This is a genomic window from Vogesella oryzae (assembly GCF_902829295.1).
Classification (GTDB): domain Bacteria; phylum Pseudomonadota; class Gammaproteobacteria; order Burkholderiales; family Chromobacteriaceae; genus Vogesella; species Vogesella oryzae.
This window is the reverse complement of record NZ_CADEPL010000055.1, coordinates 76,830-97,116: the sequence shown is the minus strand read 5'-3', so window position 1 is coordinate 97,116 and position 20,287 is coordinate 76,830. Positions and strand designations below refer to the sequence as shown.

Sequence of the window (20,287 nt, the reverse complement as noted above, 5' to 3'; positions counted from 1 at the left end):
AAGCCATGTGCCGCACCGTACCGAACACAGAGGAGAAAGACATGTACAGCAGCCTGCGCTTTGACTTTGGCGAAACCTACGACATGCTGCGCGAATCGGTGCGCGACTTCGCCCAGAGCGAGATCGCCCCGCGTGCCGCCTACATCGACCGCGACAACCTGTTCCCGGCCGACCTGTGGAAGAAGTTCGGCGACATGGGCCTGCTGGGCATTACCGTCAGCGAGGAATACGGCGGCGCCAACATGGGCTACCTGGCACACATGATCGCGATGGAAGAGATCAGCCGCGCCAGCGCCTCGGTCGCCCTCTCCTACGGCGCGCATTCCAACCTGTGCGTCAACCAGATCTACAAGAATGGCAACGCGGCACAAAAGCAGAAATACCTGCCCAAGCTGATTTCCGGTGATCACATCGGCGCGCTGGCGATGTCGGAGCCCAACGCTGGTTCCGACGTGGTGAGCATGAAGCTGCGTGCCGACAAGGTGGCTGGCGGCTACAAGCTCAACGGCAGCAAGATGTGGATCACCAACGGCGGCGATGCCGACACCCTGGTGGTGTATGCCAAGACCGATGTCAATGCCGGCCCGAAGGGCATTACCGCCTTCATCATCGAGAAAGGCTTTGCCGGTTTCAGCCACGGCAGCAAGCTGGACAAGCTGGGCATGCGCGGCTCCAACACCTACCCGATCTTCTTCGACGACTGCTTCGTGCCGGAAGAAAACGTGCTGGGCGGCGAAGGCAATGGCGTCAAGGTGTTGATGAGCGGCCTGGACTTCGAACGCGCGGTGCTGTCCGCCGGCCCGCTGGGCATCATGCAGGCGTGCATGGACGTGGTGGTGCCGTACCTGACCGACCGCAAGCAGTTCGGCCAGAGCATCGGCGACTTCCAGCTGATGCAGGGCAAGCTGGCCGACATGTACGTGAAATTGTCCGCCAGCCGCGCCTACGTATATGCCGTCGGCCAGGCGCTGGACCGCGGCGAATCCGGCCGCCAGACCCGCAAGGACGCCGCCGGCGCCATCCTGTACGCCGCAGAGAGCGCTACCCAGATGGCGCTGGACGCCATCCAGTGTCTGGGTGGCAACGGCTACATCAACGAATACCCGACCGGCCGCCTGCTGCGCGACGCCAAGCTGTACGAGATCGGCGCCGGCACCAGCGAGATCCGCCGCTGGCTGATCGGCCGCGAACTGATGGCCGAGACCCGCTAAGCCCGGCCCGCCAGCAACCAGTGGTGCGGCCAACCTTGCCGCACCGTGTTCCGTACCGATAGAGGCGCAACCATGCCCATCATCGAATCCAAGCTCTCCCCCCGCGCCGCCGACTTCCAGGGCAATGCCGCCAAGATGCATGCCATCGTCGCCGACCTGAAAGACAAGGTGGCTCGTGCCGCGCTGGGCGGCGGTGACAAGGCGCGTGAAAAGCACGTCGCCCGTGGCAAGCTGCTGCCGCGCGAGCGCATCAACCTGCTGCTGGACCCGGGCTCGCCGTTTCTGGAGCTGTCGCAGTTGGCCGCATACGGCATGTATGGCGATGACGCGCCGGGTGCCGGGGTGATTACCGGCATCGGTCGCATCAGCGGTATCGAATGCCTGATCGTGGCCAACGACGCCACGGTAAAAGGCGGCACCTACTACCCGATGACGGTGAAAAAGCCCCTGCGCGCGCAGGAAATCGCCCGCGAAACCCGCCTGCCCTGCGTCTACCTGGTCGATTCCGGCGGCGCCTTCCTGCCGCTGCAGGACGAGGTGTTTCCGGATCGCGAGCATTTCGGCCGCATCTTCTACAACCAGGCCAACCTGTCCGCGGCCGGCATCCCGCAGGTGGCGGTAGTGATGGGCAGCTGTACCGCCGGCGGCGCCTACGTGCCGGCAATGAGCGACGAGACGGTGATCGTCAAGGACCAGGGCACCATCTTCCTCGGCGGCCCGCCGCTGGTGAAAGCCGCCACCGGTGAAGTGGTGTCGGCCGAAGAGCTGGGCGGCGGCGACGTGCACACCCGCATCTCCGGCGTGGCCGACCACCTGGCACAGAACGATGCCCACGCACTGTCCATCGCCCGTCGCATCGTGTCCGATCTCAACTGGCAGAAGCAGGGCGTGCTGGATCGTGTCGAGCCGCGTCCGCCGCGTTACGCCGCCGACGAAATCTACGGCGTGATTCCGGCCGATGCGAAAAAACCGTTCGACGTGCGCGAGATCATCGCCCGGCTGGTGGACGACTCCGACTTCGACGAATTCAAGCAGAACTACGGCACCACGCTGGTGACCGGCTTCGCCCGCCTCAACGGCTACCGCGTCGGCATCATCGCCAACAACGGCATCCTGTTCTCCGAGTCCGCGCTCAAGGGCGCGCACTTCGTCGAGCTGTGCTGTCAGCGCGGCATCCCGCTGGTATTTCTCCAAAATATCACCGGCTTCATGGTCGGCAAGAAGTACGAAAACGGCGGCATCGCCAAGGACGGCGCCAAGCTGGTGACCGCCGTGGCCTGCGCCAGCGTGCCCAAGTTCACCGTACTGATCGGCGGCAGCTTCGGCGCCGGCAACTACGGCATGTGCGGCCGCGCCTACTCGCCGCGTTTCCTGTGGATGTGGCCGAATGCCCGCATCTCGGTGATGGGCGGCGAACAGGCTGCCGGCGTGCTGGCCCAGGTGAAGAAAGAACAGCTGGGCGACGCCTTTAGCGCCGAGCAGGAAGAAGCCTTGAAAGCGCCGGTACGCGAGCAGTACGAGCGCCAGGGCCACCCCTACTACGCCAGCGCGCGGCTGTGGGACGACGGGGTGATCGACCCGGCACAAACGCGCGAGGTGCTGAGCCTGGCGCTGGAAGCGAGCCTGTCGGCGCCGGTGGAAAAAACCCGCTTCGGCGTGTTCCGGATGTGATGTCAAAGGAGTTGCGGACATGAGCTACACAACACTTGAAATCGAACGCAGCGGCCAGCTCGCTACGGTGTGGATGAACCGCCCCGAGCTGCACAATGCGATGAACGAGCACCTGATCGGCGATCTGGCCGCGGCGTTCCGCGAGCTGAACCACGACGACAGCGTGCGGGTGATCGTGCTGGCCGGTCGCGGCAAAAGTTTCTCGGCCGGCGCCGATCTCGACTGGATGCGCCGTGCCGCCGGTTACAGCGAGGCGCAGAACCTGGAAGATGCCGGCAAGCTGGCGGCCATGCTCAAGGGCATCTATCGCAGCAAGAAGCCGGTGATCGCCCGCATTCATGGCGCAGCGATGGCCGGCGGTACCGGGCTGACCGCGGTGTGCGACATCGTCATCGCCACCGAGGCGGCCAGGTTCGCGCTCACCGAAGTACGGCTGGGGCTGATTCCCGCCACCATCGGGCCGTATGTGGCGGATGCCATCGGCTGGCGCCAGGCACGCCGCTACTTCCTCACCGCCGAGCGCATTGATGCCGCCACCGCTGAACGCATTGGCCTGGTGCACGAGGTGGTCGCCGAAGACGCGCTGGATGCCCGCATCGCCGAGATCGCCGCCGAGCTATGCAAGGGCGGGCCGCACGCGCTGGCCGCCGCCAAGGAGCTGCTGGGCTGCCTGCGCGATGGCTCGCCAATGGGGGACGAACTGCTGTCCGATACCGCGCACCGCATTGCCGCCATCCGTATCACCGAAGAAGCCCGCGAAGGTCTGGCCGCCTTCTTCGACAAGCGTCCGCCACGCTGGGTCAAGGACTAGACAGCCAGCCTTGCGGCCAACGTTGCCCGCAAGGCTGCGGCAAAGCGCCGCGTACCCACCAGCAGTGGTACCGACAATAAAAGGGATCACCCCGATATGTTCACCAAGATTCTGATTGCCAACCGTAGCGACCAGCAGCCGCAAGGCGGCGCCGCTGTACAGCAAAATTGCCTGGCGGCACGCATGTGCCGCGGCGAGTTCGCCACGGGAGATCACCATGTTTACTAAGATCCTCATCGCCAACCGTGGCGACCAGCAGCCGCAAGGCTGCGCAGCTGCGCAGCAAAATTGCCTGGCGGCACGCATGTGCCGCGGCGAGTTCGCCACGGGAGATCACTATGTTTACTAAGATCCTCATCGCCAACCGTGGCGAAATCGCCTGCCGCGTGATCAAGACCGCCCGCGCCATGGGCGTGGCCACCGTAGCGGTGTATTCCGATGCCGATGCCAACGCCCGCTTCGTGAAGCTGGCGGATGAAGCCTACCGCCTGGGGCCGGCACCGGCGGCCGAGTCCTATCTGAAAGCCGAGCTGATCCTTGATATCGCCAAGCAAAGCGGCGCACAGGCAGTGCACCCGGGCTACGGTTTCCTGTCGGAAAACGAAGACTTCGCCGCCGCCTGCGAGGCCGCCGGCATCGCCTTCATCGGCCCGCCGGCCTCCGCCATCGCCGCCATGGGCAGCAAGTCCGCCGCCAAGGCGCTGATGGAAAAAGCCAATGTGCCGCTGGTGCCGGGCTACCACGGCGACGATCAGGACGAGCAATTCCTCAAGACCCAGGCAGATGCCATCGGCTACCCGGTGCTGATCAAGGCCAGCGCCGGCGGGGGCGGCAAGGGCATGCGCATTGTGGAACGCGGCGGCGACTTCCTGGCCGCACTGGCCAGCTGCCAGCGCGAGGCGCGCGCCAGCTTCGGCGACGACAAGGTGCTGGTGGAGAAATACCTGACCCGCCCGCGCCATGTAGAGATTCAAGTCTTTGCCGACAGCCTTGGCGGCTGCGTCTACCTGTTCGAGCGCGACTGCTCGGTGCAGCGCCGCCATCAGAAAGTGCTGGAAGAAGCGCCGGCGCCGCAGCTGCCGGCAGCAACCCGCCAGGCAATGGGCGAAGCGGCGGTCGCCGCCGCGCGCGCCGTCGGCTATGTCGGCGCCGGCACTGTGGAATTCATCATGGACGTGGAGTCGGGGCAGTTCTACTTCATGGAAATGAACACCCGCCTGCAGGTGGAGCATCCGGTTACCGAGATGATCACCGGCCAGGATCTGGTGGCCTGGCAGCTGAAAGTGGCCTGCGGCCAGCCGCTGCCGCTGCAACAGCAGCAGCTGGCGATCCACGGCCACAGCATCGAGGCGCGCATCTACGCCGAAGACCCGGACAAGGGCTTCCTGCCGGCTACCGGCACCCTGCTGCATCTGGTGCCGCCAGTAGAAAATGCCCACGTGCGGGTGGATACCGGCGTACTGCAGGGCGATACCATCTCGCCGTTCTACGACCCGATGATCGCCAAGCTGATCGTGTGGGGCGAAACGCGCGAGGCAGCACTGCAACAGCTGGATGCCGCGCTGGCCGCCTACCAGGTGGTCGGCGTCACCACCAATATCCGCTTCCTGCGCCGCATTGCCGCCAACCCGGCGTTTGCCAGCGGCGACGTGGATACCGGCCTGATCGCCCGTTATCACGACAGCCTGTTGCCTGCCCCTGCCGCACCATCGGCCGAGCAGCTGGCGCTGCTGGCGCTGGGGGAAACCTTGGCCGCAGCCAGTGGCGACAGCCACGCCTTCGGCGCACTGCAGGGCTGGCGCCTGAATGGCACACTGGAGCGTCGCATCGGCTTTGCCCACGGCGAAAAACGCTACGAGGTGCTGCTACGGCATGACGGCAAGGGCTTCGTACTCAACATCGGCAATGACAGCTTGCACGCCAGCGCCAGCCTGCATGGCAACCAGCTGGCGGCCAACCTTGGCGGCAAACTGATCAGCGCTACGCTGGTACGCCACGGCACGCAGCGGGTGCTGTTTGTCGATGGCGAGCGCATTGCCGTGGATTACCTCGACCCTTACGCCTATGAAGAAGCAGGCGTGCACGGCGAAACCCACCTCAAGGCACCGATGCCGGGCCGCGTGGTAGCGCTGCTGGCTGAAGCCGGCGCCCGCGTAGCCAAGGGTGAGCCGCTGCTGATTCTGGAAGCGATGAAGATGGAACACACCATCGCCGCTCCGGCAGATGGCAAGGTGCTGGCTTTCTACTTTGCCGCCGGCGAGCAGGTGAACGACGGCGACGAGCTGGTGGATTTCGAGGCGGACTGAGTCACGATGCAGCGTTATCAGCCACTGCAAGGCAATAACAGGAGCGGCAAGCGGGCCGCGTGGCTGATCGTTGTGGTCGGATTACTGTTTACAGCAATCCATTGCTACGACTTGTATTACGACATCGCGGCCCGCCCTCCCCTTGCAGGGTGGGGGAAGCTCTATGAGTGGTTAGCCGAGTCACCACAAAAGTTAAAAATACCATCCAGGTACAGTGGTGTATTGCACGCTTTGGAGCCACTCATTCCGATCGGCATCACATCAACGCTGCTGCAGATGTTCTGGATAGCAATTGGCCTGGTAATCACCCGCCTTGGCTTTTGGCTGCGACGCTATTGATGGCCAGACACCGGGTGAATAATTTGCGAGATACAGCATGACCCACGTAAAAATCGTCGAAGTCGGCCCGCGCGACGGGCTGCAGAATGAAAAGCACAGCATCAGCCTGGCCACCAAGCTGGAGCTGATCCGCCGCCTGGCCGACAGCGGCCTGCAGTGCATCGAAGCCGGCGCTTTCGTGTCGCCCAAGTGGGTGCCGCAGATGGCCGACAGCCTGCAGGTGTTGCAGGCGCTGGACCTGAACAGCCACATCGACTACCCGGTGCTGGTGCCCAACGACAAGGGGCTGGATGCGGCGCTGGAAGCCGGCGTGCGCGAGATCGCGGTGTTCGGCGCCGCCAGCGAGGCCTTCAGCCAGAAGAACATCAACGCCAGCATCGCCGAGAGCCTGCAGCGCTTCGAGTCGGTGATGAAGCGCGCGCTGGCCGCCGGCATCAAGGTGCGCGGCTATGTGTCCTGCGTGCTGGGCTGCCCGTACGAAGGCGACATCGCCCCGTACAAGGTGGCCGAGGTGGCGCGGGCGCTGTACAACATGGGCTGCTACGAGATCTCGCTGGGCGACACCATCGGCGTCGGCACCCCCAATAAGGTGACCGCGATGCTGGATGCGGTGACGGAAGTGGTGCCGGTGGCCAAGCTGGCCGGCCATTTCCACGACACCTACGGCATGGCAATTGCCAACATCCACACCGCGCTGCAAGCCGGTGTGCGCACCTTCGACAGCTCGATATCCGGCCTGGGCGGCTGCCCGTATGCCAAGGGTGCCTCCGGTAACGTGGCCACCGAAGACGTGGTGTACCTGCTGCACGGCCTGGGCTACCACACCGGCGTGGACCTCAACAAACTGGCCGACACTTCCTGGTTCATCGCCGAGGCACTGGTGCGCGACCCGGGCTCACGCTATGCCAAGGCGCGCGGTTACAGCCCGGCATGAGCCAGGCATGAACGCCGCTTCAGCGGGGATGATCTGGCGGCGAGCTACGCAGTGCCGCCACCACCATCGCATCGTTGACCTCATCGAAATGGCGATAGAACTGGCCGACGGCGGAAAAGTCCGCCGCTACCCGCAAGCACACCACCTCGTCAGCAACAGCCTGTACCCGCTGCAGCGTATCGGGTGGCGCCACCGGCACCGCGCACACCAGCCGGGCCGGATGCTTGCGCCGCAAGGCCTGCAGTGCGGCCAGCATGGTGGCGCCGGTGGCCAGGCCATCGTCCACCACGATCACCAGCCGGCCGGCCACCGGCACCGCCGCCCGCACCGGGGTGTAGCTGGCGCGGCGCTGGCGGATCACCGCCAGCTGACGCTGCGTTTCCTCGCGGATGTAGGCCGGGTCGATGCTGGCCGCCAGTTCGTCCAGATACACCACCTCGCTTTCGTCCACCGCGCCGATGGCCAGCTCCGGCGACCACGGCGCGCCCAGCTTGCGCACCAGCACCACGTCCAGCTCGCCTTGCAGCCCGTCGGCGATCTGCCGCGCCATCGGCACCGCACCGCGTGGAATGCCCAGCACCAGCGGCTGTTGCCCGCGGTAGCCGGCCAGCGCCTGCAGCAATTGTTCCGCGGCGTGTTGACGGTCGGTAAACATGCGGCACCTCCAGCGTTTCTGTGGCCGATGCTTCGTTATACCCGCTGCGGCCAAGCTTGCCGGCTAGACCTTGCCGCGATAGCCCAGCAGGCTGGAGACGTTGGCCGCACAGTCGCGCAGCTGCTGCGCCAGCGCGCCGTGCCAGTCCGGGTCGAACTCGGCTGCCGGCCCCAGCGTGGTGATCACCAGCGCCAGCTGGCCGCCGTTGTCGAATACCGGCGCCGACAGCGCGTTGATGCCGGCCAGCGGGTAGCCCACCGCGCGCGCCATGCCGTGGGCGCGCACCTCGGCCAGCATGGCGGCCACGTCCGGGCGCTCGGCCGCCGGCTTGTGCGCCAGCTCCTGCTGTTGCAGCTCGGCGGTGAGATGCGGCGGCAGGTAGGCGGCAAACACACGGCCGGTGGCGGAATCCAGCAGCGACATCACGCTGCCGGCGCGCATATTGATGTGCACGATGCGGTTGCATTCCTGGATGCGCACCACGGTAGGCCCGTGGTTGCCCCACACCGCCAGCGCCACGTTCTGCTGGCAAGTCAGCGCCAGCATCGCCGCCTGCTCGCTGGCCACCTTGATGGCATCCAGTTCGTGCAGCGCGGTCAGCCCCATCTGCAGCGCGAAGCTGCCCAGCTGGTACAGGCCGGTGACACTGTCCTGCTCGATCAACCCCAGCTTGCCGAAGCTCACCAGGTAGGGGTGCGCCTTGGCCGGCGGCATGCCGGCTTCGCGCGCCAGGTCTTTCAACATCATCGGGGTGCCGAAGCGCACCAGGGTTTGCAGCAGCGCGCCGCCCACTTCGATGGACTGGATGCCGCGGCGGGTGTCTTTTTCGAGTTCCATGCTTTGCCTGTGTCTGGCCGGTTTGCGGGCAAGTGTAGCAGCCTGTCGCCGGTCACGTTATTAGTTAATAGCAAATCAATTGATCATTATCTAATCTTGACGTATGGTTCCATCCGCAGCCGGCCAGCAGCGCCGCGCACCACGCACCGGGAGACACCACCATGCTGATCAACAAAATTCACCACGTTGCCTATCGCTGCAGGGATGCGAAGGAAACCGTGGAGTGGTACGTAAAACACCTGGACATGCAGTTCGTGCTGGCCATCGCCGAGAACGAAGTGCCGTCCACCAAGGCGCCGGACCCGTATATGCACGTGTTCCTGGATGCCGGCCAGGGCAATATCCTGGCCTTCTTCGAGCTGCCCACCCGCCCGGAGATGGGCCGCGACCCCAACACCCCGGCCTGGGTACAGCACCTGGCGCTGGAAGTGGACAGCATGGACACACTGCTGGCCACCAAGGCGCGGCTGCAGGCGGCCGGCATTGACGTGATCGGCCCTACCGACCACACCATTTTCCAGTCGATCTACTTCTTCGACCCCAACGGTCACCGCCTGGAACTGGCCTGCAACACCGCTTCCCCGAAAATGATGCAGATGCTGGACGAGGTGAAATGGGGCATGCTTAACGAATGGGCAGTCACCAAGAAGGCGCCGCAGCACGCGCGCTGGATGCACGACGGCAGCTACAAGGAGCAAAACTGAGATGAAACTCGCCACCCTCAACCACGGCGGCCGTGACGGCACGCTGGTCGTCGTCAACCGCGCGCTGACCCGCTGCTGCACCGTGGGCCACATCGCCCCGACCCTGCAAGCCGCGCTGGACAACTGGCATGACTGCGCGCCGCAACTGCATGTGGTGTACGAACAACTGAATGCCGGCACCGCGGCCAACATGCAGCCGTTCGACCAGCACCAGTGCGCCAGCCCGCTGCCGCGCGCCTACCAGTGGGCCGACGGCTCCGCCTACATCAACCACGTGGAACTGGTGCGCAAGGCGCGCGGCGCCGAGCTGCCGGCCAGCTTCCACACCGACCCGCTGATGTATCAGGGCGGCTCCGACCGCTTCATCGGCCCGCGCGACGAGATCGTGGCCGCCGAAAGCTGGGGCATCGACTTCGAAGCCGAGGTGGCAGTGGTCACCGGCGACGTGGCACTGGGCGCCAGCGTGGAAGACTGCGCCCGCGTTATCCGCCTGGTGATGCTGGTCAACGATGTCAGCCTGCGCAACCTGATTCCGAACGAGCTGGCCAAGGGCTTCGGTTTCTTCCAGAGCAAGCCGGCGTCGGCATTCTCGCCGGTGGCGGTTACCCCCGACGAGCTGGGCAGCGCCTGGCATGACAGCAAGCTGCACCTGCCGCTGACCGTTGCGCTGAACGGCACCGTGTTCGGCCAGCCTAATGCCGGCGTGGACATGACCTTCAACTTCGCGCAGTTGGTGGCACACGTGGCCAAGACCCGCGAGCTGGGCGCCGGTTCCATCATCGGTAGCGGCACGGTGTCCAACAAGCAGGGCGACCTGTGGGGCTCCAGCGTGGAAAACGGTGGCGTCGGCTACTGCTGCCTGGCCGAAGTGCGCATGTACGAGACCATCGAGCAGGGCCAGCCGCGCACATCGTTCATGAAACATGGTGATCGCGTGCACATCGAGATGTTCGATGCCGCCGGTCACAGCATCTTTGGTGCCATCGACAACACCGTGCGCGCCATCCCGGGCTAAGCCCGGTACCCCTCCGCTGCGGCCAACGTTGGCCGCAGCCGCCTCGCTCGCCCCGACAGCGCGGCGCTGCAGTACACTGCCCCATCCGCATAAATCGTAGCAACCTGCCCCACCAGAGGAGAACGCACAATGCAGGCACCGGATACCCCGCTGTGGCAACCCAGCGCATCGCGCATCGCCGCCAGCCACCTGACCGCCTTCGGCAAGCTGGCCGCGCTGGCCGATAACCGCGCCTACCCGGACTATGCCAGCCTGTGGCAGGCCAGCGTCAGCCAGCCCGGCCGCTTCTGGAACCATGTGTGGGACTACTGCGCCGTGCTGGGCGACAAGGGCAGCATCGCCTTGCAGCACGATGGCAATATGCGTGATGCGCGCTTTTTTCCGGAGGCTCGCCTCAACTACGCCGAGAACATGCTCAAGCGCCGCGACGATTCGCTGGCGGTGGGGTTCTGGGGCGAAGACCAGGTCAAGCGCGAGCTGAGCTGGTGGGAGCTGAACGATCTGGTGTCGCGACTGCAGCAGGCCATGCAGCAGCACGGCATCCAGCCGGGCGACCGCGTGGCCGGCTACATGCCCAATATGCCGGAAACGTTGGCCGCCATGCTGGCCGCCGCCAGCCTGGGCGCGGTGTGGACCAGCTGCTCGCCGGATTTCGGCACCGACGGCGCCATCGACCGCTTCGGCCAGACCGCGCCGCGGCTGCTGTTCTGCCCGGACGGCTACTTCTACAACGGCAAGCGCATCGACATCGCCGACAAGCTGCAGGTAATTGCCGCCGGGCTGCCGTCGGTGGAAAAAATCATCGTGGTGCCCTATGTCGGCGATACCGACACGCTGGCCGCCAGCCTGCCGCGCGCGCAGACGCTGGATGATTTCGTGGCCGGGCTGGTGGGCAGCCGGGTGGAATTCACCCGCGTGGCGTTCAACCACCCGCTGTTCATCCTGTATTCCAGCGGCACCACCGGCAAACCCAAGTGCATCGTGCATGGCCACGGCGGCACCCTGCTGCAGCACCTGAAGGAACACCAGCTGCATGCAGATATCCACGCCGGCGACCGGCTGTTCTACTTCACCACCTGCGGCTGGATGATGTGGAACTGGCTGGTTTCCGGCCTCGCCAGCGGCGCCACGCTGATGCTGTTCGACGGCTCGCCGTTCGCCAAGAGCGGCCGCATCCTGTGGGACTACGCCCAGACCTACCGCTGCACCCATTTCGGCACCTCGGCCAAATACATCGACGGCTTGCGCAAGATCGACCTGCAGCCGGGCCGCGACTACGACCTCACCTGCCTGCGCGCGGTGTTTTCCACCGGCTCGCCGCTGGTAGCGGAAAGCTTCGACTGGGTGTATCAGGCGATCAAAGCCGACATCAACTTGGCGTCCATCTCCGGCGGCACCGACATCGTGTCCTGCTTTGCGCTGGGCTGCGCCAGCCTGCCGGTGTACCGCGGCGAGCTGCAGTGCCGCGGCCTCGGCATGGCGGTGGAAATCTGGAACGACGCCGGCAAGCCGGTGCGCGGCGAGAAGGGCGAGCTGGTATGTACCCAGCCATTCCCGTCGATGCCGGTGGGCTTCTGGGGCGACGACAGCGGCGAGAAATACCGCAAGGCTTACTTCGAGCGCTATGCCGACACCTGGTGCCACGGCGACTATGCCGAGCTGACCGAGCACGACGGCATGATCATCTACGGCCGCTCCGACGCGGTGCTGAATCCGGGCGGCGTGCGCATCGGCACCGCCGAAATCTACCGCCAGGTGGAAACCTTCGACGAGGTGCTGGAAAGCATCGTGGTAGGCCAGCGCTGGCTGGACGACGAGCGCGTGGTACTGTTCGTCAAGCTGCGCGACGAGCAGCCGCTGGATAGCGAACTGGTTGGCCGCATCAAGGACAAGATCAAGAACGGCGCCAGCCCGCGCCACGTGCCGGCCAAAATCATCGCCGTCGCCGACATCCCCAAGACCATCAGCGGCAAGATCGTGGAGCTGGCAGTGAAGAACGTGATCCACAACGAGCCGGTAAACAACCTCACCGCGCTGGCCAACCCGGACGCGCTGCAGCTGTTTGCCAACCTGCCGGAATTGCAAAGCTGAATCACGGCGAGGAACAGCCCGCGCTGACAGCAAAAAACAAGGCCACCCACGGGTGGTCTTGTTTTTTGCTATTGCCGCTGTAGCAGCAGATACTGCTCGTGTTTGTCCCGCGCCCGGCTGCCCTGCCAGCGCTGTTGCCAGCCATCCGGCAACGCCGGCTGCTGCGCCGGGTCACGCTCTAGCAACCAGAGCTTGCACGGCACCACATCGCCAGCCCGGAACGGTCGCAATTGCAGATTGGCGTAATAGCTCCAGCTGATGCGGGCGATGGTTTGCCGCTGTTCGACCGCCACGCATTGCTCGCCGGCCGGCATCGCCCGCATCATGCCCAGCACTACCGGCTGGTAGCTCTTGGCCGCATCCAGGAACGGCAACCATAGAGTCAGCAGCAAGCCCCAGAACAGGGTCAAGCCGGCCGCCCAGTTGGTCACCGCCTGACGGCCGCGCAGATGGCGACGCGTCACTGCCCACAGCCACAACAGCGAGGCGACCAGCGCCAGCACCACCGCCAGCACCGAAACCTGCGGCGTGTAAAACGGGCTGAAATACACCGCGCGACTTGCCAGCCGAGCCGGCCAGCCGAAGTTCATCGCCGCCCAGCCCAGCCACACCAGCAGCGCGAAGAAACCGAAAGCCATCAGCCCGAACCAGTTCAGAAACGAAGCTGCACCACGCCGCAGGCTATCCAGTTCCACTGCGGCCAACAGTGCCAGCGGCAGCAGCAGCACCATGGCATCTTCGCTCAGGCTACGGCTGGAAAAGGTCAGCAACAGCAGCATCACCGCAAAGCACAGCAGCGGCAGCTGCAATAGCGGCTTTTCATAGCGGCGGTTTTTCCACAATGTCCAGGCCGCCAGCGGCCAGGCCGGCCAGCCGTACCACAGCACCAGCTTGGGGGAATAGCCCAGCTCATGGAACAAACCCAGCTGACCGAAACCCCGCAGCGGGCCGAGGGCATAGTTCTGCCACCACAGCGCGAATACCTGCGGATAGTTCTTGTACAACGCCCACGGCCACACCAGCAGCAAGGGCAGTGCAAACAGCAGTGCCATCGCCAGCGTGATGGCGTAGTTCTTGTTGCGCCAGGCCGAGAAGGCCGGCAGCAGCAAAGCCACGCTGGTTATCAGCAATAGCTGCAGCAAGTTGGTGGCGAGAAACACCACCACGATGGCCGCCCCCAGCAAGGCGCCGGCCATCGCGGGGGAGCGCCAGGTCAGCACCAGCGCATACAGCGCCGCCGCAAAGCCGGCAAAGCCGGCAACCACCGGATTCATCTCGTGGCCGGTCACAATCAGCCCGAGGCTGCCGATCAGTATCAGCACCACGCTGCGGCCATGACGGCGACCGATCAGCTCGCGGCCGAGTCCGCCGGCAAACAATAGCGCCACGCCCATGAATAACGGTGTCGCCAGTCGCGCGGCATCGTGCAGCGGCAGCAGCCACGGCGACAGCAGCTTCACCAGCACTGCGGCCAACCAGTAATACAGCGGCGCGTACTCCAGATAAGGTTGGCCGGCAACGGTAGGCAGCATCCAGTGGCCACCAGCGGCGAAGTGCTGAACGATGGCGGTTACATACGGTTCATCCGGCTTCCACGGGGTATGGCCAAAGATGCCTGGCCACAGCCAGACAAAGGCCAGCAACAGCAGCAGCCACGGTTTTTCGGTGGCAACCGGCAGGCGATTGGTATCGTAGGGGGTATAGGTCAGCATGCGGCGCGAACCGGAAGAATCGTTAACGGGAAATAGACAGTATGTCCTGCGCATGGTGCCGCGCCGGGAAATTGCAGGCAACAAAAAAGGCAGCCGTAGCTGCCTTTTTTACTAGCATCCTGCAAGCAGCGCTTAGCGCTTGAAGAAGCCGCCGAACTTCTGGTTGAAGCGATCAACGCGACCAGCGGTATCAACGATCTTCTGCTTACCGGTGTAGAACGGGTGGCACTGGGAGCAAACTTCGATATGGAAGTTTTCTTTGCCCATAGTGGACTTGGTCACGAACTGGTTACCGCAGGAGCAGGCAACCTGTACTTCTTTGTAATTCGGCTGGATATCAGCTTGCATGATTTTTCCTTTACACACGGGTACAGGGGGTTTTGCCTGTACTTCTTTAGAACACACAATTATCCGGCCATTAACCGGCCTTGGCAAGGGGCAATTATCTGCCCCTGCACTCTCGCCGATCAGGCGCGGCGCCAGCTGGTACCGGCGGCACTGTCTTCCAGCACGATACCGGCGGCAGTCAGCTCGTCACGAATACGGTCGGACTCAGCCCAATTTTTGGCCGCGCGGGCATCCTTGCGCGCCTGGATCAGCGCTTCTACCTGCTCCGCAGACAGGCCATCGCTGCCGGCCTCGCCTTGCAGGAAGGCTTCCGGGTCACGCTGCAACAGGCCCAGCACGCCGCCGAGGTCTTTCAGCAAGCGCGCCAGCGCCAGGTCGCCGCTCTTGTTCACTTCACCGGCCAGCTCGAACAGCACCGCCACCGCTTCCGAGGTACCGAAGTCATCATCCATCGCGGCCTTGAAACGTGCCGCGTACGGATTGCTCCAGTCGATGCCGCTGGATGCCGGCAGCGCCAGACCGCGCAGTGCGGTATACAGCCGGGTCAGCCCCTGCTTGGCGTCGCCCAGGATGCCGTCGGTGAAGTTCACCGGGCTGCGGTAATGGCTGCGCACGATGAAGAAGCGGATTACCTCGCCATCAAAATGGCCCAGCACATCGCGGATGGTGAAGAAGTTGCCCAGGCTCTTGGACATCTTTTCGCCATCAACGTTGATGAAGCCGTTGTGCATCCAGTAGTTCACGTACTGCTGCCCGTGCGCGCCCTCGCTCTGCGCGATCTCGTTCTCGTGGTGCGGGAACTGCAGGTCCTCGCCGCCGCCGTGGATGTCGAAATGCTCACCCAGATGATGGCAGCTCATCGCCGAGCACTCTATGTGCCACCCCGGGCGACCGGCACCCCACGGGCTCTGCCACTGCGGCTCGCCCGGCTTGGCGGCTTTCCACAGCACGAAGTCGTGCGCGTCGCGCTTGTTCGGGTCTACCTCGATGCGCTCGCCGGCACGCAGACTCTCCAGCGTCTTGCCGGACAGCTTGCCGTAGCCCGGGAACTCGCGCACCGCGTAGTACACGTCACCGTTGGCCGCAGGATAAGCCTTGCCACGGGAAATCAGCTTGCTGATGATGTCCTGCATGCCGCCGATATGCTGGGTAGCGCGCGGCTCGAAAGTGGGCGGCAGCAGGCCGAGGGCATTGGTATCGGCGTGCATGTCGGCGATGGTTTCTTCCACCAGCGCCTCCGGGCTGATGCCGCGCTCGGCGGAACGCTTGATGATCTTGTCGTCGATATCGGTAATATTGCGCACATAGGTCACGTCGTAACCGGAAGCGGCAAACCAGCGATAGATCACGTCGAAGGCGGTCAACATGCGGGCATGCCCGATATGGCACAGGTCATAGACAGTCATGCCACACACGTACATCTTTACCTTGCCGGCTTCTATCGGGTTGAATACTTCTTTTTGGCGGGTCAGTGTGTTGTAGAGATTGAGCATGGCGTAGCTTATGGCCTGTTGCGTTGTCGACAAGGCGCTATTGTAGCAAACCCGTCAAGCCCGCCACAGTCGCCGGCGGAACAGTTTCCCGCCGCAACGATCAATAGACCCTTCCAGGACAATAAGGAGAAATGATGGATTGGAGTCAGGAATTACTCGGCAGCACGATCTGGCTGGTCAAGGCCATGGCGATTACGCTGCTGGTCAGTGCCGTGGCCATCAGGCTGCTGACGCGTCACACCCTCTGGGGAAAGCAATTCTGGCGCCTTGCCGGTGAATTTTTCCTGCCGGCTAAAAACGGCTGGCGCCCGCTGCTGGCGATTTTGCTGATTTTGCTGATCACCCTGGCCGGGGTGCGGGTCAACGTGCTGTTTTCCAACTGGTACAACGGCATGTACACCGCGCTGCAGAAGTGGGATGCCAAGCTGTTCTGGAGCTCGATGTGGATTTTCGTGGCGCTGGCCACGGTACACGTTGGCCGCTCGCTGCTGGAATACTACCTGCAGCAGGCATTCGTGATCCGCTGGCGGCAATGGCTGAACGAGGGCATGCTCAAGCGCTGGCTGAACCGTCAGGCCTACTACCGTACCGCCCACCTGGAAAACCCCAGCGATAACCCGGACCAGCGTATCCAGCAGGACATCGCCAGCTTCGTCTCCAGCTCGCTGTCGCTGTCGATGGGGGTAATAGACGCCCTGGTCTCCACCTTCGAGTTCACCCTGATCCTGTGGGGACTGTCCGGCGTGCTGACACTGTTTGGCGTGGACATCCCGCGCGGCATGGTGTTCATGGTCTACGTCTATGTAATCATCGCCACGGTACTGGCATTCCGCATCGGTAAGCCACTGATCCGCCTCAACTTCCTCAACGAAAAACTGGGTGCCGACTACCGTTACTCGCTGATCCGTCTGCGCGAATACGGCGAGAGCGTCGCGTTCTATCGTGGCGAAGCCGTCGAAGGCCGTACCCTGCGCCACCGCTTCGACAACATCATCGATAACGTGTGGCAGATCGTGTTCCGGAGCCTGAAATTCAGCGGCTTCAACCTGGTTGTCAGTCAGACCGCCGCGGTATTTCCGTTCCTGATCCAGGCCAAGCGCTTCTTTGCCAAGCAGATCTCGCTGGGCGACATGGTGCAGACCGCGCAAGCCTTTGGCCAGCTGCAAGGCAACCTGTCGTTCTTCCGTAGCGCGTACGACAGCTTTGCCGAGTACAAGGCGGTGCTGGATCGTCTTACCGGCTTCATGGATGCGGTAGAAGCCGCCGCCCATCTGCCGCAGCCGCACCACACCCTGCGCGAAGCCGGCCTGACCCTGCACGGGCTGAACGTACGCCGCCCCGACAAACTGCCGTTGCTGAGCAAACTGGACCTGACGCTGGAAGGCGGACAGGCATTGCTGATCCGCGGCCCGTCCGGCAGCGGCAAGACCACGCTGCTGCGCGCCATCGCCGGCCTGTGGCCGTACTGCGACGGCCAGATGCAGCATCCGTGGCCCGACCAGCTACTATTCCTGTCGCAACGCCCATACCTGCCGCTGGGCACATTGCGCGATGCCCTGTACTACCCCAACCAGGCCAGCCATGACGACAGTGGTGCCGTTGCCGCGCTGCAAGCCGTGCACCTGGGCCATCTGGCCGACAAGCTGGATGTCGATACCGACTGGAGTCACACCCTGTCGCTGGGCGAGCAGCAACGCCTGGCATTCGGGCGCCTGCTGTTGACCGCACCGCGGGTTGCCTTCCTCGACGAGGCCACCTCGGCGATGGACGAAGGGCTGGAAGATGCGCTGTACCGCCTGCTGCGCGAGCGCCTGCCGCATACCACGCTGATCAGCGTCGGCCATCGCAGCACCCTGCTGGCGCATCACGACCAGCAGCTGCTACTTGAGGGCGGCGGCAATTGGCAATTGCAACCAACCTGATCCTGCAAACTCGTCACTGACGGCCGGAAGCCTTGCCTCCGGCCGTTTTTTCATGCGGCCAACCTTTGCACGCCGGCCAGCGGCACCGCTTGACACTGGCTAGTGATCGCATCGAAAATTCAAACTTAAGTTTGTACAACAAACATTTGTCAAATGACCGGACGCGAACAACAAATTCTTGCCATCCTGCGCGACGAGCCGCTGATTCCGCAGCAGGAACTGGCCGATCGCCTCGGCATCAGCCGCTCGGCCGTGGCCGGCCACATCATGAACCTGATGCAGAAAGGCCGCATTCTCGGCAAGGGCTACATCCTTGCCCGCCAGCAATACGTATTGCTGATCGGCGGTGCCAACATGGACATCAGCGGCAGCAGCAAGCAGCCGCTGCAGGACGGCGACTCCACCCCGGGGCGCATTCGCTGCTCGCCGGGCGGCGTGGCCCGCAATATCGCCGAGAACCTGGCACGCCTTGGCAACGACGCGCGCCTGCTCACCGTGGTGGGAGAAGATCTGTACGGCCGCACGCTGCTCGACGCCTGCCACAAGGCCGGCGTGGATATTCGCGACTGCTGGACGTTGCCGGACGAGGCCACCTCCACCTACCTGTCGCTGCATGGCCCGGATGGCGAAATGACGGTGGCCATCAACGACATGGACATCCTGCGACGGCTGGGACCGGAACGCCTGGCCGACAAGCTGGAGCGGTTGCGCAACGCCAGCACGCTGGTAATCGACAGCAACCTGCCGGAAGCCTCGCTACAGTGGATTTTTGCCCATCGCGGCGAGTGCCCGGTATTTGCCGATACCGTGTCGGTACACAAGTGCCGGCGCCTGCTGCCGTGGCTGGGCCAGATCCACACCCTCAAACCCAATCGCCAGGAAGCGGAAGCGCTCAGCGGCCTGCCACTGCGCACGCCCGACGATGCGGACCGGGTGGCGGACTGGTTTCACCGGCAAGGGCTGCAGCAACTGGTGTTGAGCCTGGGCGAACAAGGCATCTGCTGGAGCCATGCCGATGGCAGCCGCGGCCAACTACCCGCCATGGCAGTCAGCGTCGCCAATGCCACCGGCGCCGGCGATGCCTTGATGGCCGGTATCGTGCATGGCTATCTGCAAGGTTGGCCGCTGGCGGACAGCCTGCCGTTTGCCCATGCCTGCGCTGCCCTCACCCTGAGCTCGCCCGCCACCAACCACCCCAGCCTGTCCACCACGGCCGTCGCCGACTGGCTGGCCAGACATGCCTGATACGAAAGCAGAACCATGACTAGCAACCTCTACCTCGATATTCATCCTGATGTGGCAGCGGCACTGGCCGCGGGCAAACCGGTGGTCGCCCTGGAGTCCACCATCATCTCGCACGGCATGCCCTATCCGCAGAACGTGGAAACCGCGCTGCGCGTGGAAGCCGAAGTACGCGCCCACGGCGCGGTACCGGCCACCATCGCCATCATCGATGGCCGCCTGAAAGCCGGCTTACGTCGCGATGAAATCGAACACTTGGGCAAAGCCGGCCGTGAGGTGGTGAAAGTCAGCCGCCGCGACCTGCCCTTCATCGTGGCGGGCAAGCGCACCGGCGCCACCACCGTGGCCTCCACCATGATCATCGCCGCCATGGCCGGCATCCGCGTGTTTGCCACCGGCGGCATCGGCGGCGTCCATCGCGGCGCGGAGAAAAGCTTTGATGTGTCTGCCGACCTGCAGGAGCTGGCACAAACCCCGGTAGCCGTGGTGTGCGCCGGCGCCAAGTCCATCCTCGACCTGGGCCTGACGCTGGAATACCTAGAAACCCACGGCGTACCGGTAATCGGCTACCGTACTGCCCGCCTGCCAGCCTTTTTCACCCGTGATAGCGACTTCGGCGTGGACTATCAGCTGGACGAGGCCAGCGACATCGCCGCAGTGATGCAGGCCAAATGGCAGCTCGGTCTCAAAGGTGGCATGGTGATTGCCAACCCGATCCCGGAACAGTACGCCATGCCACGCGACAAGATCGATGCCGCGATTGGCCAGGCATTGCAAGAAGCCGAGCAGCAAGGCATTGCCGGCAAGGAGTCCACACCTTTCCTGCTGGCCCGTGTCTGCGAGCTGACCGGCGGCGACAGCCTGGCCTCTAACATCCAGCTGGTACTCAACAACGCCAGGTTGGCCGCAGCGATCGCCGGCGCCTACGACCAGCTGCACTGAGGTATCAGCACGCCACATACGACCAGTTGCGTGGTTGGCAGTGCGGGGGCAATC

General features: G+C 64.0%; 19 protein-coding genes. 14 read left to right on the top strand and 5 right to left on the bottom strand.

Annotation, left to right across the window (positions count from 1 at the left end):
* The first annotated feature begins 41 nt into the window (after positions 1 to 41).
* From HU218_RS15410 to HU218_RS15385, 8 genes are all read left to right on the top strand, one after another.
* Positions 42 to 1,211, top strand: coding sequence for an isovaleryl-CoA dehydrogenase (locus tag HU218_RS15410; protein ID WP_174875825.1), 1,170 nt, complete (start codon positions 42 to 44; stop codon positions 1,209 to 1,211).
* A gap of 72 nt (positions 1,212 to 1,283) precedes the next feature.
* A complete protein-coding gene (locus HU218_RS15405; RefSeq protein WP_174875824.1) occupies positions 1,284 to 2,882 on the top strand; it encodes a carboxyl transferase domain-containing protein in 1,599 nt (532 codons plus the stop codon).
* 19 nt (positions 2,883 to 2,901) lie between these two features.
* On the top strand, positions 2,902 to 3,693 hold the full coding sequence (locus HU218_RS15400) for an enoyl-CoA hydratase/isomerase family protein (RefSeq protein ID WP_174875823.1): 792 nt from the start codon (positions 2,902 to 2,904) through the stop codon (positions 3,691 to 3,693).
* A 96-nt stretch (positions 3,694 to 3,789) separates the two neighbouring features.
* Positions 3,790 to 3,921 (top strand): hypothetical protein, encoded by a 132-nt coding sequence (locus HU218_RS17095; RefSeq protein ID WP_281357199.1) that lies wholly within the window; start codon positions 3,790 to 3,792, stop codon positions 3,919 to 3,921.
* The gene (locus HU218_RS17090; protein ID WP_281357198.1) at positions 3,911 to 4,042 is read left to right on the top strand and encodes a hypothetical protein; all 132 of its coding nucleotides are present in this window, start codon (positions 3,911 to 3,913) and stop codon (positions 4,040 to 4,042) included. The genes HU218_RS17095 and HU218_RS17090 overlap by 11 nt, the downstream gene beginning before the upstream one ends.
* Positions 4,032 to 5,999 (top strand): acetyl/propionyl/methylcrotonyl-CoA carboxylase subunit alpha, encoded by a 1,968-nt coding sequence (locus HU218_RS15395; protein WP_174875822.1) that lies wholly within the window; start codon positions 4,032 to 4,034, stop codon positions 5,997 to 5,999. The genes HU218_RS17090 and HU218_RS15395 overlap by 11 nt, the downstream gene beginning before the upstream one ends.
* 6 nt (positions 6,000 to 6,005) lie before the next feature.
* Complete coding sequence (locus HU218_RS15390; protein ID WP_174875821.1) at positions 6,006 to 6,338, top strand: hypothetical protein; 333 nt, start codon at positions 6,006 to 6,008, stop codon at positions 6,336 to 6,338.
* A gap of 37 nt (positions 6,339 to 6,375) precedes the next feature.
* Positions 6,376 to 7,272, top strand: coding sequence for a hydroxymethylglutaryl-CoA lyase (locus HU218_RS15385; protein ID WP_174875820.1), 897 nt, complete (start codon positions 6,376 to 6,378; stop codon positions 7,270 to 7,272).
* A gap of 19 nt (positions 7,273 to 7,291) precedes the next feature.
* Here HU218_RS15385 and HU218_RS15380 read toward each other — a convergent pair whose 3' ends face one another.
* The gene (locus HU218_RS15380; protein ID WP_174875819.1) at positions 7,292 to 7,927 is read right to left on the bottom strand and encodes a phosphoribosyltransferase; all 636 of its coding nucleotides are present in this window, start codon (positions 7,925 to 7,927) and stop codon (positions 7,292 to 7,294) included.
* 63 nt (positions 7,928 to 7,990) lie between these two features.
* A complete protein-coding gene (locus HU218_RS15375; RefSeq protein WP_174875818.1) occupies positions 7,991 to 8,764 on the bottom strand; it encodes an IclR family transcriptional regulator in 774 nt (257 codons plus the stop codon).
* A 161-nt stretch (positions 8,765 to 8,925) separates the two neighbouring features.
* On the opposite strand from HU218_RS15375, the gene HU218_RS15370 reads away from it, so the two are divergent.
* The 3 genes from HU218_RS15370 (at position 8,926) to HU218_RS15360 (ending at position 12,574) form a co-directional block, all read left to right on the top strand.
* Complete coding sequence (locus HU218_RS15370) at positions 8,926 to 9,468, top strand: VOC family protein (protein ID WP_174875817.1); 543 nt, start codon at positions 8,926 to 8,928, stop codon at positions 9,466 to 9,468.
* A 1-nt stretch (position 9,469) separates the two neighbouring features.
* Positions 9,470 to 10,483 (top strand): fumarylacetoacetate hydrolase family protein, encoded by a 1,014-nt coding sequence (locus tag HU218_RS15365; RefSeq protein ID WP_174875816.1) that lies wholly within the window; start codon positions 9,470 to 9,472, stop codon positions 10,481 to 10,483.
* A 129-nt stretch (positions 10,484 to 10,612) separates the two neighbouring features.
* The gene (locus HU218_RS15360; RefSeq protein WP_174875815.1) at positions 10,613 to 12,574 is read left to right on the top strand and encodes an acetoacetate--CoA ligase; all 1,962 of its coding nucleotides are present in this window, start codon (positions 10,613 to 10,615) and stop codon (positions 12,572 to 12,574) included.
* Positions 12,575 to 12,642: 68 nt separating this feature from the next.
* On the opposite strand, the gene HU218_RS15355 is transcribed toward HU218_RS15360, so the two are convergent.
* The 3 genes from HU218_RS15355 to cysS all read right to left on the bottom strand — a co-directional run bounded on the left by HU218_RS15355 (position 12,643) and on the right by cysS (position 16,127).
* Positions 12,643 to 14,286: an ArnT family glycosyltransferase gene (locus tag HU218_RS15355; RefSeq protein ID WP_174875814.1), complete on the bottom strand. Its 1,644-nt coding sequence runs from the start codon at positions 14,284 to 14,286 to the stop codon at positions 12,643 to 12,645.
* 132 nt (positions 14,287 to 14,418) lie between these two features.
* Positions 14,419 to 14,634, bottom strand: coding sequence for a 50S ribosomal protein L31 (gene rpmE, locus HU218_RS15350; RefSeq protein WP_174875813.1), 216 nt, complete (start codon positions 14,632 to 14,634; stop codon positions 14,419 to 14,421).
* A 119-nt stretch (positions 14,635 to 14,753) separates the two neighbouring features.
* The gene (cysS, locus tag HU218_RS15345; protein ID WP_174875812.1) at positions 14,754 to 16,127 is read right to left on the bottom strand and encodes a cysteine--tRNA ligase; all 1,374 of its coding nucleotides are present in this window, start codon (positions 16,125 to 16,127) and stop codon (positions 14,754 to 14,756) included.
* Positions 16,128 to 16,261: 134 nt separating this feature from the next.
* Here cysS and HU218_RS15340 point away from each other — a divergent pair, with 134 nt between their 5' ends.
* From HU218_RS15340 to HU218_RS15330, 3 genes are all read left to right on the top strand, one after another.
* Positions 16,262 to 18,049, top strand: a complete 1,788-nt coding sequence (locus HU218_RS15340) for an ABC transporter ATP-binding protein/permease (RefSeq protein WP_174875898.1) — start codon at positions 16,262 to 16,264, stop codon at positions 18,047 to 18,049.
* 153 nt (positions 18,050 to 18,202) lie between these two features.
* Entirely contained in the window at positions 18,203 to 19,294 is a 1,092-nt protein-coding gene (locus HU218_RS15335) for a PfkB family carbohydrate kinase (RefSeq protein WP_174875811.1), read from the top strand.
* Between the two features lie 15 nt (positions 19,295 to 19,309).
* Complete coding sequence (locus tag HU218_RS15330) at positions 19,310 to 20,233, top strand: pseudouridine-5'-phosphate glycosidase (RefSeq protein ID WP_174875810.1); 924 nt, start codon at positions 19,310 to 19,312, stop codon at positions 20,231 to 20,233.
* The last annotated feature ends 54 nt before the right edge of the window (positions 20,234 to 20,287 follow it).